Annotated in this window: 12 protein-coding genes; 8 read left to right on the forward strand and 4 right to left on the reverse strand. The window is 67.4% G+C overall.

Annotated elements, in window-relative coordinates:
• The first annotated feature begins 360 nt into the window (after positions 1–360).
• From ACF1BE_RS34045 to ACF1BE_RS34055, 3 genes are all read left to right on the forward strand, one after another.
• Positions 361–1,053 carry a TetR family transcriptional regulator gene (locus ACF1BE_RS34045; RefSeq protein ID WP_392202862.1) on the forward strand — a complete coding sequence of 231 codons (693 nt, stop codon included), beginning with the start codon at positions 361–363 and terminating at the stop codon, positions 1,051–1,053.
• 433 nt (positions 1,054–1,486) lie between these two features.
• Complete coding sequence (locus tag ACF1BE_RS34050; protein ID WP_392202863.1) at positions 1,487–2,203, forward strand: helix-turn-helix domain-containing protein; 717 nt, start codon at positions 1,487–1,489, stop codon at positions 2,201–2,203.
• Between the two features lie 44 nt (positions 2,204–2,247).
• The gene (locus ACF1BE_RS34055; RefSeq protein ID WP_392202864.1) at positions 2,248–2,874 is read left to right on the forward strand and encodes a hypothetical protein; all 627 of its coding nucleotides are present in this window, start codon (positions 2,248–2,250) and stop codon (positions 2,872–2,874) included.
• A 52-nt stretch (positions 2,875–2,926) separates the two neighbouring features.
• Here ACF1BE_RS34055 and ACF1BE_RS34060 read toward each other — a convergent pair whose 3' ends face one another.
• From ACF1BE_RS34060 to ACF1BE_RS34075, 4 genes are all read right to left on the reverse strand, one after another.
• Positions 2,927–4,789, reverse strand: coding sequence for an acyl-CoA dehydrogenase (locus ACF1BE_RS34060; RefSeq protein WP_392202865.1), 1,863 nt, complete (start codon positions 4,787–4,789; stop codon positions 2,927–2,929).
• A gap of 213 nt (positions 4,790–5,002) precedes the next feature.
• Positions 5,003–5,404, reverse strand: a complete 402-nt coding sequence (locus ACF1BE_RS34065; protein ID WP_392202866.1) for a DUF6009 family protein — start codon at positions 5,402–5,404, stop codon at positions 5,003–5,005.
• The gene (locus ACF1BE_RS34070) at positions 5,404–6,924 is read right to left on the reverse strand and encodes a phage/plasmid primase, P4 family (RefSeq protein ID WP_392202867.1); all 1,521 of its coding nucleotides are present in this window, start codon (positions 6,922–6,924) and stop codon (positions 5,404–5,406) included. The genes ACF1BE_RS34065 and ACF1BE_RS34070 overlap by 1 nt, the downstream gene beginning before the upstream one ends.
• Positions 6,921–8,033 carry a bifunctional DNA primase/polymerase gene (locus ACF1BE_RS34075; protein ID WP_392202868.1) on the reverse strand — a complete coding sequence of 371 codons (1,113 nt, stop codon included), beginning with the start codon at positions 8,031–8,033 and terminating at the stop codon, positions 6,921–6,923. The genes ACF1BE_RS34070 and ACF1BE_RS34075 overlap by 4 nt, the downstream gene beginning before the upstream one ends.
• A gap of 931 nt (positions 8,034–8,964) precedes the next feature.
• Between ACF1BE_RS34075 and ACF1BE_RS34080 the strand changes: the two genes are divergently transcribed.
• The 5 genes from ACF1BE_RS34080 to ACF1BE_RS34100 all read left to right on the forward strand — a co-directional run.
• Positions 8,965–9,591, forward strand: coding sequence for a hypothetical protein (locus tag ACF1BE_RS34080; protein WP_392202869.1), 627 nt, complete (start codon positions 8,965–8,967; stop codon positions 9,589–9,591).
• Between the two features lie 19 nt (positions 9,592–9,610).
• Positions 9,611–10,096 (forward strand): CHAT domain-containing protein, encoded by a 486-nt coding sequence (locus ACF1BE_RS34085; RefSeq protein ID WP_392202874.1) that lies wholly within the window; start codon positions 9,611–9,613, stop codon positions 10,094–10,096.
• Positions 10,097–10,168: 72 nt separating this feature from the next.
• Positions 10,169–10,441: a hypothetical protein gene (locus tag ACF1BE_RS34090; protein ID WP_392202870.1), complete on the forward strand. Its 273-nt coding sequence runs from the start codon at positions 10,169–10,171 to the stop codon at positions 10,439–10,441.
• A 263-nt stretch (positions 10,442–10,704) separates the two neighbouring features.
• Entirely contained in the window at positions 10,705–11,061 is a 357-nt protein-coding gene (locus tag ACF1BE_RS34095) for a hypothetical protein (RefSeq protein WP_392202871.1), read from the forward strand.
• Between the two features lie 127 nt (positions 11,062–11,188).
• A partial coding sequence (locus ACF1BE_RS34100; protein WP_392202872.1) for a hypothetical protein occupies positions 11,189–13,488 on the forward strand: 2,300 nt, incomplete at its 3' end.

Here is a 13,488-nt window from a genome sequence, read left to right on the forward strand (position 1 = left end):
TGGAGAAGTCGGTCGATCCAGGCAGACGCTCATCCGGTCGGAACGGGAGTTAACCGTCAGCACCGGGTTGACGCTGGCACCGCTTCACGCGCTGCGAAACCGACCGCTGGACTGGTTTGATGGACACGACCCTTCCATGCCCGGTGAGGTAAATCAACGCCGCGTTAGTGGGCGCACAGATTGTGCGGGTACAGTCGCTGCGTTTGTGCTGGCCTGCGGCATCGCGCGAGGGGCACAGGAGGCGGCGGCTCCGCGACGCGACCTCGGGCGTGGAGGCTCGATCCAGGCTGAAGAACGGACATGACAGTGCGGCAACCTGCCCAAGCGCGTGGCATAGCTACGCGCGCGGAGATTCTTGACGTGGCGGCGAACCTGTTCTCGGAGAAGGGCTACTCGCAGACCTCCTTGCAGGACATCTTGGACCGAACCGGACTGAAGAAGGGCGGCCTCTACTACCACTTTCAGACAAAACAGGAGATCGCCGTGGCGGTCGTCACCGAGGGCTTCGCCATGGACGACACGCCGCCGCAAGTAGGGCCGCTCCAGGCTGTTGTGGACGCGTCCATCGTCCTGGCCTGGCTCACCCCTCAGGTGCCGGTCGTGAAGGCCGCCGCGAGGCTTGCCACCGATCAGGATCATAAGGACACGTTCGGCTACCTCTGGTCCCAGTACATCCCTCGGGTCACCCTGCTGCTGGAGGAGGCCAAGCGTCGAGAAGAGCTGAAACCAGGAGTGAGACCCGACGAAACGTCCTTCGTGTGGGTCGCCGCCTATATCGGAGTCGATCTGATGTGCCGGCTGGACTACCCAGCCCTGCCGCGGAAGATCGCCGACATGAACCTGCACTTCGTCACGGGCATTGCCACGGAACGGGCCCTGGCAGAACTCGACATGAGTGTCGAACGGGGTCGTGAGCTGCTGCAACGTTCACCCTGGGCGGCCGAGTACCTGGACAAGGTGGCACCGCGCACCTCCGACGGGTTCGGTTGGCACAGGACATGCCCACCCCCCCCCGTAGCGAGACCAGGCAGTGACAGCGACGGGCGTAGGTGAAGACTCGCCTACGCCCTGCTGGATCCTCCGACCCTCCGCTCCCGCGTCACTCGGCCTTGCGGCTGTGCGCCACGCGTTCTTTACCGGCCGACTCCCCGTTTTTTACTCCCCGCAACGATTGAGCACTACGCAACGCAACCACTTCGAGGTCACGGAGTTACGTTGCGTCAACTCGGGCGCACGGTCTCTGCACTGAGGATCCAAAACTTCGATGACGCCGCGCGCCGTATGGCTGATTCGGGCCCTATCGGCGCTCGCCCATGAAGACGGTGGCCGGGAACGGCTATGGAAACAGACCGGCAGCATGGTTTGATGCCGATCATCGTTCATGTCATGAGCGCAGGCACACAACGGATCCAGAGCCGCGCGCACAGCTCGCGCAGGAGCAGGGGGGGCTGTGAGGCGTGGAACATCCCGCGAATACCAGCGGCTGATGAAGCAGTACCGCGAGACGCGGTCCCGGCCGGATGTCGGGCTTGCCCCCCTCCCGGGACGCCAGGGATCGACGAAGCTTAGACAGCCTGATGTCGATGAGGCCCTGCGGTGTGGTGCCGGCGTCTACCAGAAAGTGGAGAGCGGCCGACTGCGTCCGTCCCCGGACCTGTTCCTGCGCATCGCACAGACTCTCGGCTTCAGCGCGCACGACAGGCGCGTAGCTCACCTGGATCTGTTCGACTCTGAGCCGCCACCAGCAGTGAGGACGCCCCCGCCGTACTGGCAATGCGCCGTTGACGGCCAGCGGGAGATGACCTGTGTCCTGGCTCCGGATGGTCAGCTGGTGGCGCACAACGCAGCCTTCGCGGCGATGTTCGAGGACCGAGACGTTCCTTCGAACTTCTGGCGCTGGGCCTTGTTGTCCGACCACGCGCGAAGCACCGCCCTCATCGACTGGGAAACGGCCTGGGCGCCTTACCTCGTGGAGGAGTGTCGCCTGCTGGCCTTCCGTTATCGGGGCTGTGCCGTCATTCGCCGCCTGTGCACGGACCTGGCCGAAGATCCCCGGCTGGAGAGCCTGTCCAGGGCAGACTCCGATCTCAATGGCCGCGCCGGCTCGGTGCGGCACGCCCAGAAGGGCGTCAGACATGTCCGCGTCCTGGCAGCCGAATCCGAGGGGTTCCGCGTACTGACCTTTCTTTCCGAGGGTGAATAGCTAAGCCCTGACCATGCCGGCCTAACCGATCCGATGGAGGCGCCGTGCACGTCCTGGTTCCGGATGACCCAGTGATGGCAGCCAAATTCCTCTCAGTGGAGGAACCTCTTTTGCATTCCCTTCATTACTACTACAGGGCCGAGCTGACCGATGCGCAGGCAGCGACCATACGAGTCGCCTACGACAGTTGGGGGGAGTTACAGCAGGACTTGCCCGCTAGATTCCGCAGCCACGCGCCGGACGCCGTAACCGGTGAGGAAGACGGGTACGTGCTGGAGGGTGTGGCGGGGCAGCGATTGACGAGGCTCTGCGCCATCGAGGCCGGGCAACGCGTTGACCATCTTGAAGCGTGTTACGTAATGCTTCGTCAAGCACAGCTTGACAGCCATCGGGGACCGCTGAGTCTCCTGGCCGACGTGCTGCTGGAGATCAACGACGGCATCGACTTCGTCGACCGCTTACGTCGAGTCCTGCAAGTCCTGCGTCTGCCGTCTCCGCCGCGGCTCCTCGCGGCCATTCCTCGCCCGGCGCCCCGAGGACCCGTGACGGTCGTCGCGCTCAACGCCGAGCAGGAGCGGGAGTACCGAGGTCACTGCGGGAAAGTCATCGGGATCCTCAGCGGGGACGACAGTTTCGCCTTCATCACGCACTGGGCGCTGTACCGGATGTAAGCGGCGGCACGCCGCCGCGGGCACACGGCGGCGCCGACATGCGACCGCCGAGCTACGCGGGCGTCATCTCGGTGGCGGGGGCCGGGGCGCCGAGCATCGGGTGGTCACCCATGACGCCGTCCAGAGCGGCGAAGCCATCGGTCAGGGACAGAGCGTACGGCGCCAGCGACTCGATCAGGTCCTCCTCCGCGTCGGGCAGCTGGTGGATGTGGGCTGAGGTGACATGGCCGGCGGCAAGCAAGTCACCGCTGTGCGCCTTCACCTGGCGCAGGGCGAACAGACGGTGCAGTTGCCCGAGGACCGCCTGGACTTGGGAGTCGGAGGCCGTGCCGGCGCCTCGCAGCAAGGCCTCCGCCGCAAGGCGGTGGATGTGAGCTTCTACGAGCTGCAACGCTGGCGTGACGGTTCCGTTCCACCGCGCGAGGGGATCGCCTCGGCGTCCGTTCCTCAGTCGGCTGCGGGCCCTGCCGTGCCAGATGCGCTCAATGTCCTCGAGTAGTGCCTGCAGACAGCGGGAGTCTTCCAGGGAGCGGTCGGCTGCAGGCACCGTGGAAGGCGAGGTTGGGGTGAATCCGCCCATGAGCATCTCGCCGGCCGCCTTCACCCAGATCACGCGGTTGTCACCCTCGGCGGTGACCGTTCCCTCATTCGCGGCCAGCTGGTAGGCAATGCCGTTCGAGAGCAGGAGGCCTTGCGCTCCGCAGCGCTCACGGCATTCCGTCATGACCGCTCGGGCCTGCCAGGTGATCCAGGCTTTGGCTACAGCCGCGAACCGCTCAGTTTCCTCGTGTTCTGATTCTGCGCCGCTCGTCCATCGTTGCACCACGTCGCGGTGCAGCAGTGTCGCGGCGTAGGTGGTGGCGATCGCGGAGAGGAGCGGGGCGTGGTGGCTGCGGTGCTCGATGAGGGAGACCTTGCGGCCTGTGGTCATCCCGGAGGTGAGCCGGCGGTGGGAGTGCCGCATGGCAACGGCCAGGGCGTGGCGCGTCACGCCGAGACTGTAGGCGCTCATGCACAATTTGCCGGCGTGTACGCGTCGGATCGACTGGAGGAATCGTTTGCGTGGGTTGCCCAGCGTGCTGGTGAAGGAGCCGTCACGCGACAGACGTCCGTGCTCGCCCTGCAGCATGGCGTTGAAGGGCAGTCGTACGTTGTGGAAGTACGTGGCGCAATGGTCGACAGGCGCGCTGGCGGTCTGTGGGAGGGGCCGCACTTCCACTCCTGGGTAGTGATGGCCCGCGCTGTCGGTGAGTGGGGTGAGAAAGAGGAACACGCCGTGGTCGACGTCGTTTACCAGCAGGCGGGCGGCCACGACGGCGTTCTTGGCACCGCCGGTGCCGGAAGTGTTGGGCATCCACTTGCAGGCGCCGGGGGTCGGGGTGTCGAGGATGAAGCCGCTGGTTTCAGGATCGAATGTGGCGGTCGTTTCCAGCGACGCGGCGTCGTTGCCGTGGTCCAGCTCGGTGCACAGAAAGGTCCCGACGGTGTGCATGCGGGCGTATGGGTACAGGTCGCGCTCGCCAGGGTCGTGGTCCAGGAGGCTGCCGATGTGCAGGTTCCAGTGGATGCTCGCAATTGTCGCCATGCCGGCGTCCACCACTCCGGCCCACTCGTGCATCGCCGTGAGTGACTCGATGTCCGAGGCCAAGGCGAGTGGGTCCGGCACGGCTGCGTTGATGGTGTGCAGTCGCTCGTACGAGAGCGCCGTCCGCTCCTGCGGGCTCAGGCCCTCCTGGAAGGTGAACCGGGGCCCGTTGAAGAGGTGCCGCCAGGGCTCATGAATCCGCTCTGCGTGAGGCCCGAAGAGGATGCGGGCTAAGCCCGCGGATATGTGTTGCGTGGACGGAAGCTGAGAGGCAGTCACGGTCGGAAAGATAGTTGAATCGATCACTCCGCACAGCGTGATGATCAACACGATTGGCTGCGGCTAGAAGGTGGAAGCGGCGCACAGACGCCAGAGCGACTGAGGCCCCACCACCTGACAAGTTCCGGCAAGAAACGCGAAGCAGTCAAACGCCTGTGAACGGTGAGCGTTGCACGAGAACGGTAGGAGTCTGCGCCCGATCACGGGGATGTCTTAGCCCGGGAGCCGGGTCGGCTCACGTCCTCGTCCCGGTACGGGAAGGACTCAGAGTGGCAGCGTTATGCCTAGCTCCTGCATGGCGGTCGAGGGCGGCCCGCCCTCGGAGCGCTCCGTCTTGTAGCCCTTGACCCGCGGCTCGAGGGTTCGGGGGTCCACGGCTTCAGCTGGCGCGCTTTTGGCATACAGGCCACTGGGTTGGCTGTCGCGGTCATGGGGCAGGAGCCAGAAGACGCGGCGGCGGAAGGTGCCGGAAACGCGGGAGGGCTTGGCGGTGGGACCCAGGATGGCATAGCCGACCATGCGCCCGTCGCGGTGGTAGGGAGGCCGGCCCTTACGGGTCGGCAGCCGGTCCAGCGTCTGGCGGACGTAGTCCACTGCGTCGATGTCCTCCAGCCAGACGAGGTCGGTCTCGTGGCTGATCTCGTCCTCGTTGATCAGGGAGCTCATCAGCTGGCGTCCCTCTCTTCGTCGGTGAGCAGTCCGATGCCCGGGTAGTGCTTGCGCTGGTTGGACAGGATCATCTCCTTGGGCGAGGCCAGTCCCACGAGTTCTCGGGTGCGGGCGGCGAATGCGCGGGAGGACATGGCCGGTGCTCCTTCATTCTGGCACCACGCTTTGTAGGCGGCGTAGAGCGCGGTCTGCTCGGCGCGCAGTTCGGGAGCCAGGCAGCAGCACTCGTCGTAGAAGCGGCCGGTGTGGTCCTCGGTCTCGGCGTAGGCGCTGGTGGCGATGCGGACACGCTCGGGACCGCTGAGGTCGCGGTCGCCGGCGAGGTAGTGGCGGGCACCGTCGATGAGCCAGCTGAGGATGCCAGGGCCTTCCTCGGTCACAAGGAGGTCGGCCAGGTTGTCGATCTTGCGGTGGTCGGGGACGACGCGTTCGAAGGGGATCAGGCGCATACGACGCCAGAACGCGAAGCCACCGGTACCGACCTCGGGCCGGTGGTTGCCCAGCAGCCAGAGCTTGTGGGTGGGCTGGAAGCTGAAGAAGTCTTGCCGCATACGACGGGCCTTGACGCGGTCGCCGCCGGTGAGGTGCTTGACGCGAGCTTCGTCGAACTTGTCGCCGGGCTTGACCTCGGAGCAGACGAAGACACGTCGGCCGTGGAGTTCGGCGAGATCGGTGGGGTGTCCTTCGAAGGGCTTGGCCATGAGGAATCCGGGCGGGGCCGCGTCGGCGTAGTCACCGAGGAGTTTCATCAGCACGTCCAGCAGGACGGACTTGCCGTTCTTGCCTGATCCGAAGAGGAAGGGCAGAACCTGCGCGCCCACGTCGCCGGTGATGGAGTAGCCCAGCAGCAGATGCAGGTATTTGATCATTTCCCGACCTTCGGCTTGGTCGCCGAAGGTGTCGCTCAGGAAGCGTTCCCAGCGCGGAGTGGGCATGGGTTGAGGGCCCACGGTGGTGGATCGGGAGTGGAAGTCCCTGTTCGGGTCGGGCTTTCTCACCTGGCCGGTGTGCAGGTCCACGATGCCTTCGGGGGTGCACAGGGCGTAAGGGTCCGCGTCCAGGCGAGCCGCGTTGAGGACCATGCCGGGAGCCGACTTCGCCTGAGCGAGCATCGCGTTGATACCGGTCGTGGACAAGGCGCGCCTACGGTGCTTTTGCAGGGCAGTGGTGGTGTAGACGCCGCGGGGGTCATGGGTGGCGATGTTCTCAGCAAGGTCTCCGGCCGCCCATAGAACAGTGTCGTCTTCGTCGATCTGCCAACGGGTGCTGTCCCACCGGTACCAGCCGAGGCCGGGCACGTGCCGGTAGTCGCTGGAGTACAGCTTGACAAAGAGCTTGGCGTTGCCGCGGTCGGTGAGGGTATCGGGCAGCAGTCCGTGCGCGGTGGCCTCGCCAGAGGTGGGCCGTTCGGTGTCGGCTTGGCTGGGAAGAGGAACCGAGAGGTGCTGCGCGCGGATTTGTGCAGCCACGGCTTCGGCGTCGAAGTCGAAGAGTGCCTCCGGACGCGAGGACGTCATTGGCGGCCCCCACTGTGCAGGGGCCGCTTGAGGCCTGCGGTCAGACCGCTGCTGATGATCTGCTCGATCCGGCGTTCCTGCCCAGGTCGGGCGGCGGCAGCACTCTCCTTGAGCGCCTGGACGGCCTCGTCTTGAGGAAGGCGGCCGGCAGCGATGAGCCCGCCGAGGGTGTAGGCCGCGCGGTTGAGGACGTCGGAGAAGCCCGCGCCTTGGGCAACCTGGCCGCAGGCTTCAACGGGCGCGAGAATGGTGTCGAGCATGGACTGGGTGCTGTGCCGACCGCCGCCTGCTGCCACAACAGCCTGCCGGGCGCGAGGCGGCACCGGCCTGGGGGTAGGGATGCTGGGTGCGGGCAGGTGTCCGGTGCGCTCAAGTTCGGACGCGAGCCAGGGCGGGAGGAGTGCGGGTTCTCTGCTGTCGCCGACGGCGGTATAGGTACCGCGGCTGGTGGTGGTGCCGGGGGCAATGATGTAGCTGCCGTGGGCACGGATGTCGACCTGCCAGGCGAGCGCCCGGCCCGGCGTGGATCCGACGGAGGACTGCCAGCGGCGTCTGTCCCCCACTCGGTACCAGACGTGCAGGCCGCCAGAGGGTGTGTGCACTCGCAGGGTGTCCTCGTCGTCGGCAGGGCTGGGCTGGCCACGGAGGGCCGCTAGAACAGCCAGAGTGTGGAAACCATTGGCCAGGCCGGTGAGGTCGATGTGGTCGGCGATCGGGATGCCGGGGAGGATGCGGTCGCGGGCAGGCGGCTGGACAGGGTGGGCGTCGATGTCGATGACGACCAACCCAGCTGGACCGCAGGAAACACCGACGCCGAGTTGCGGGCGGCTGCCCCACCACTGCTGGATGCGGTTCTGGTCCAGGGTCGCAGCGTGGAAGCCATGGCACCAGCGTCCAGCGGGAAGGCAGGCGCAGGCGTTGGGCGGGTGTGGCGCTGCACGGCAGTCAGTGCAGTTCGCGGGAGGCGTCTTACGGCCTGCAGCGAGAGGATGCACCGGCCAACCCTTTCGCGCACACCACCGCGCGGTTGCCAACGGCCCCTCAGCGACTGAAGGCGCGCTGGCCGGCTGCTGTGAGTCGCTGCAGAGAACACGCAGGTCACCAGGCATCCGCACCCCCTATCAGCGACCGAAGCGACTCAACGACGGACACAGACTAGCGAATGTGGCCCACGGGGGGGCGCAGCACTGGGGGGTTGACGTGGTCCCGTGTCAATGATGTGGCCCGAGGTGGGGCCGCCAGCGACTGTGACTGAGCCCCAGCGACTGAACGAATTGAGTCGCTGCTCACCCGGACGAGACAAAAGTGCAGGTCAACAGCACCGTAGAAGGAACCACAGCGACTGAAGCGACTGAACCTTCCTATATATGACGCACACGCACACGCACGAATGGCTTCATATACCCGAAGCTTCGGTCGCTTCAGTCGCTGAACAGTATCCCGCTAGTGGGCTGACCTGCACTTTTCACCCGTATGACGGCAGCGACCGAAGAGTCGCCCAGTCGCTGGTTCTGAGTCGCTGCCACCATCTCCTCCGCCAGCGACTCAAGCTACTGAAGCGACTGAACATCAGACATGGCCTCCGACTCCGCGGAAGCGGCCGTTTCCGGGCACGTCCGTCGGTCCTGCGGATCCCCGCAGGACCGCGCGTGTCGGCGTGTGGGGTGCCGGCCTCCGCCGTAGGGTGTCGCAGTCCCAGCGTCGTTGTGTTGGAACCCGGTACCACTCTCGCCTTCAGCGCGGTAGGCGCGCGATGATCACAACTCGCGAGCAGCCGAAAAACGCGGCAACCGCGGTCTTGGTGGGCAGGTCCTCGAAATGCCTGGACTACAGGGAACAGGAGCCAGCTCGCACCGGGCCCAGCATCTGTGCGGTTGCCTCGCGCGGTGCGCTCGCCTCCAAAGCGCACTCCAGCCCCCGGCACCGCCGCCGCCCCTAAACCGCAGCCGCATGCGCCGCCGGCCCGGTGACCCGTGCTCCGCTACCCTCGGGAGCAGCGACGGGTGACGGGGGGCTCGGTGGACGATCGCGGGGGAACCGGTGCCGGCCGACGGGAAGATGGTGCTGGCGCGGCGGCTGGCCGGGCTGCTGGAGAAAGTCCGGCAGTTGCCGGGGCTCGGCGGTTTCCAACGTCCGGTGCCTGCCGCTGATTTGCGCCGTGCCGCCGCCCTAGGCCCCGTCGTCACCGTCAATGTGACCCAGCGTCGGACGGACGCATTGATTGTGACGCCGGACGCAGTCCTGCCGCTTCCGCTGGACTTCACGGCCCGGGACCTCCATGAAACGGCCTATGCCTACGTGGAGGCGATTGAGCGGCATCAGAGCCGGCTCGCAGCTCTTGAGGAAGCGGACGCCGCCGCGCAGGAGATCTTCAACGTCAGGACCTGTGCGGCCTATCAGCACGCGGCGGTCGCCCTCGTCGAGGCCGACGCGATGATGGAGAGCCTGCTAACCCTGCTCCCGCTGCATGCCGCGGGTCGGCACGGCGAGGCGGGACAGAGCTCACTGGACCGAGCGGTGATGTCGTACACGCCCTCCCTGCGCGTGTTGATCGAGTCCCGGTTGTGGGAGCGGTCGACCGTGGCGGGCGGCATGCTCCACGTGGCGCTGCCAAAAACCCCGGGCCAGCGGGACCTGCCCCACGTCGAGCGCGAGGAGAACTGCTGACGACGCTCTTCGGAGCGGACTGCACCACCTTGAAGGCCCCGCGGCGGACCGGAGGTCGGTGCGGCGTGAGTTGGCCGTCCACCGCAGCGTCCACTTCAGCTGCCACGCCACATCCCATCCCCTGCGTCCCGCCTCCGGAGGGGTGCTGCTCAGCGACGGCCTGCTGACGACGGGCGAGATCGCCGCGGACCACCGGCACCGCGACTTCGCCTTCCTCTCGGCGTGCAAGACGGCCCTGGGCGGACTGCTGCTGCCTGACGAGTCGATGACGTTGTCCGCCGCGCTGCACTACACGGGCTACCGGCACGTGATCGGGACACTATGGTCCGTCCGGGACGTGGTCGCCGCCGAGGTGGCGACGGATGTGTACCGCGACCTCTGGCAGGACGGTGTGTTCCGCCCCGACCGCGCCGCCACCGCACTGCACAGCGCCGTCCGCAGGCTGCGGGACGCCTCGCCGCTCGAGCCGAGTCACTGGACGCCCTTCACCCACACAGGTCCCTGAACCAGAAAGCCGCCCATGCCCGTACCTCCGCCCGCCGTGCTCCCCTACGCTGAGGGGTCCGAGCCCGCCTACGTGCAACACGTCGCCGATCACTTCGAGTTGCGGCCGTACGGCAAGGGCCTGCTGCTGGCCCGCGGCCCCTGTCCGCGCTGCGCCGCTCCCCTGGAGATCCCCGTTGTCCTCACCACCGTCCGCCTGCTGTCGTGGCGCGCTCCGGCCCGCACCGACCCGTTCGAGGTACCAATGGCGTGCAACTGCAACGAGGACCACGACCACCGTCCCGCGGGTGTGAGCGAGGGCTGCGGAGCTTTCTGGCTGCTCGGGGTGCCGGCGGAACTGGCATGACCGGCCCACGACGCCCCTGCCCGCCACCCGGCCGGCGCCTCCGACCTGCGGCGTCTGCAGGAGCGCCGCAGGCTGGTCCAGGAGGCCGTGCCGCGTGTCCGCGAGCCCTCGCCTGGCGTAACGGACTCGCGGCCCTGCTCGCCGCTCTGGTGGGCTTCAGCCTCGTCAAAGGACGCTCGGACATCGGTCAGCTCACCGACCGCTGGGCCGCCGCCGTGGGCCTGCTGCTGCTCGGCGTGCTCGTCTGAGGTGCCCTCGGCGCGATGCAGCTCCTCCTCGCGGCGCACGGCAGACCACGCGCCCTCGACTTGCCATCCGCTCTGCCCCAGGTCCTCCTGGAGCAGCAGGAGGCCGCCGCCGCCGCACGGCAATTGCGTCGGGGCATCGTCCTGACCCTGCTGTGCACGGCCCTGCTCGTGGCCGCGGTCGGCGCCACCTGGTACGGCTCCGGGAAGGAGAAAGGCCTGATGCGCTTCAACACCCCTGGTGCCAAGGTGTGCGGCACCGTGCAGCGTGTCTCCGGCGGCGAGGCCGTGGTCAGGACGAGTGACGGCGACGTGGTCGTACCGCTCACCACCTTGCTGTCGATGGCGCCGGTGAGCGACTGTCCCAAGGGATGACGAGGATGACTGTGCGAGATCCGGCCCGCACCTATGCCGAACTGCGCCGGAACTTTGAAGAGTTCACCCGGAAGCGGACGTCTCCCTGCTGCTCGCGCCAGAGACGACGCGGCGGCTGGTGGATCTCATGGAGTGGATCGGCGAGGCGGGGGAGGAACGGGGCAGTCCCCTGTTCCTGCGCGTCGCCAGGCTTATGGCCTGGGTCCACCTGAACCGCTGGCACGACGACCCGAGCCGCGAAGGCGCCCCCGGGGAACTAGACCGGGCTCTCGCAACGAGCTTCCTGCTCCCCTACGGCCAGGGCGCACCGCAGCCGCTCGACGGGCTGGTCGACCGTCTTCACCAAGCTCTCGTGGCCAACCCAGCCGACCCGGTGCTGTTTCAGAACGCCGCCGGCGATCTGGTGGCTATGGCAGACCGCTACGGCTGCACGGGCGCCCTGCGCCAAGGACTGCGTTACATGACGCGGGCCCTGGAGCTGATGTCCGAGGACGATCCGCTGTGGGCCGTCGTGGCGCTGAATTTCTGCGCCGCCGTCCTGGTCGAGTGGCGCCTGACCGGGGCATCGGAGCACCTCGTCCCGGCCGCGGACCGGGGACTGCGGGCACTGGACCGACTCCAGACGTCCGACGCGAACTTCGCCGCACACCTCCACCAGCTGGGCCGTCTACTGATGATCCGCTATGCGAAGAGCTCCGGCATTGAGTACGTGGACCGGGCGATCGAGCTATACACGCGCGCGATCGAGCTATACACGCGCGCGGTCGAGCTATACACGCGCGCGGTCGGCATCGACGCGGCACCCGAGGAACTCGTCCGGCAGATCCTCAGGGAGCTGGGTCTCGCCTGGAAGGAACGCCACCGCCTGAGCGGGCAGCGCGGCGACCTCGACCGGGCGATGGACGCGCTCAGCCGGGTCGTGCCCGACCGGGGACCACTGGGGCTGGCGTCCCATGCGGCCGCTGACACCCTCGCCTCCTGCTGGGAGGAACAGGCCAGGCACACCGACGAAGCGGACGATCTGCGGCACGCGCTGCACCTCCGGTCGCTCCTGGTCGCCAACCGCAGAGCTCCGCAGGACCTGATCGATCTGGCCGGGGTGCAGGAACGGCTCTTCCAGCGCTCGGGCCGGGCCGAGCTGCTCGATGCATCCATCGACGACTACGCCCAAGCCGAAGCGGTCGACCCCGGCAACGCCACCGCGCTCATCGGCCTGGCCTGGGCGCTCAAGCTGCGCTTCGAGTACTTCGGCGACGGGGCCGACCGCGACGACGCGATCTCGGCGGCCCGGCGGTCGGTCGACCTGACCCCGCCCGACCACGGCAGTCTGGGGCGCCGACTGGCGATTCTTGCCTCTGGACTGACAACCCGGGCGCAGACGACGGGGAACACACCGGACCTGGTGGAGGGACTGGAGGTCATCGACCGGGCACTCGCCCTCCCGGGCGAGTCCGACGTGGACCGGGCCCTGCAGCTCTTCAACAAGTCCGCGCTAGTCGCGGTGCGTTACGAGCTGAACAACGACGCCGAGGACACCGACCTGCAGATCGAGCTGTGCCGTGAAGCGGTGGAGTTACTTCCCGACGGGCATCCGAAAAAGGGGATGTACCGCACGAACCTTATCTCGGCCCATCTGCAGCGATACCGGCGTACGGGTCACGAGGACGACCTGGAAGCCACGCTCCGGGCCGGGGAGGTGCCGCTGGCCGAGATCCCCGCCGATCACCCCCGTCGCCTGCGACTTCTGTCCAACACCGCGCTGGCGCTGTTGGGTTCCGTCGAGGACAGCTCCGACGAGGCCAGGCTCCGCCGCACCGTGGAACTGCTCACGGAAGCGCTGACGTTCACCGCGGAGGGACAGCCGCTCGACGCCATGCTGCGGGTCAACCGCGGCACCGGTCTGCGCCACTCCCGTCGGACCGAGGACGTGGAACGCGCACTGCGCGACTGGTGCACGGCCGCGCGGAACGATGCCGCCTCGCCCAGCATCCGCCTCACCGCGGCGACCGCATGGGCCCGAAGAAGCGCCGAACTGGGCCGGTGGGACGACGCCGTGGCCGCCTACGGCCTCGCCGTCGTCCTGCTGACGTCCGTGGCCGGCTTGCAACTGGAGCCCGCGGACCAGGAGGCGCGACAGACCAACTGGGCGCCAGTCGCCTCGGAGGCCGTGGCCGCCGCACTGGAGGTCGGCGATCCGGACAGAGCCCTGGAACTCCTGGCGGCAGGCCGCTGTGTGCAATGGAACCATCAGCTGCGCAATGCCGGTGAGTTCGCACTGCTGGCCGACTCCCGGCCGGATCTGGCCGCGGAGATTGAACGGACCTCGGCGGCCCTAAAGGGTGTTGCACAAGGCCGTGATCTGGGCATCTCCTCGGTATGGCCGCGGTGTTACGTGCTGAGCGGGTGTGGGTGGAGACGTTCACGGGG

It is taken from the genome of Streptomyces sp. NPDC014991, assembly GCF_043080665.1.
GTDB lineage: Bacteria > Actinomycetota > Actinomycetes > Streptomycetales > Streptomycetaceae > Streptomyces.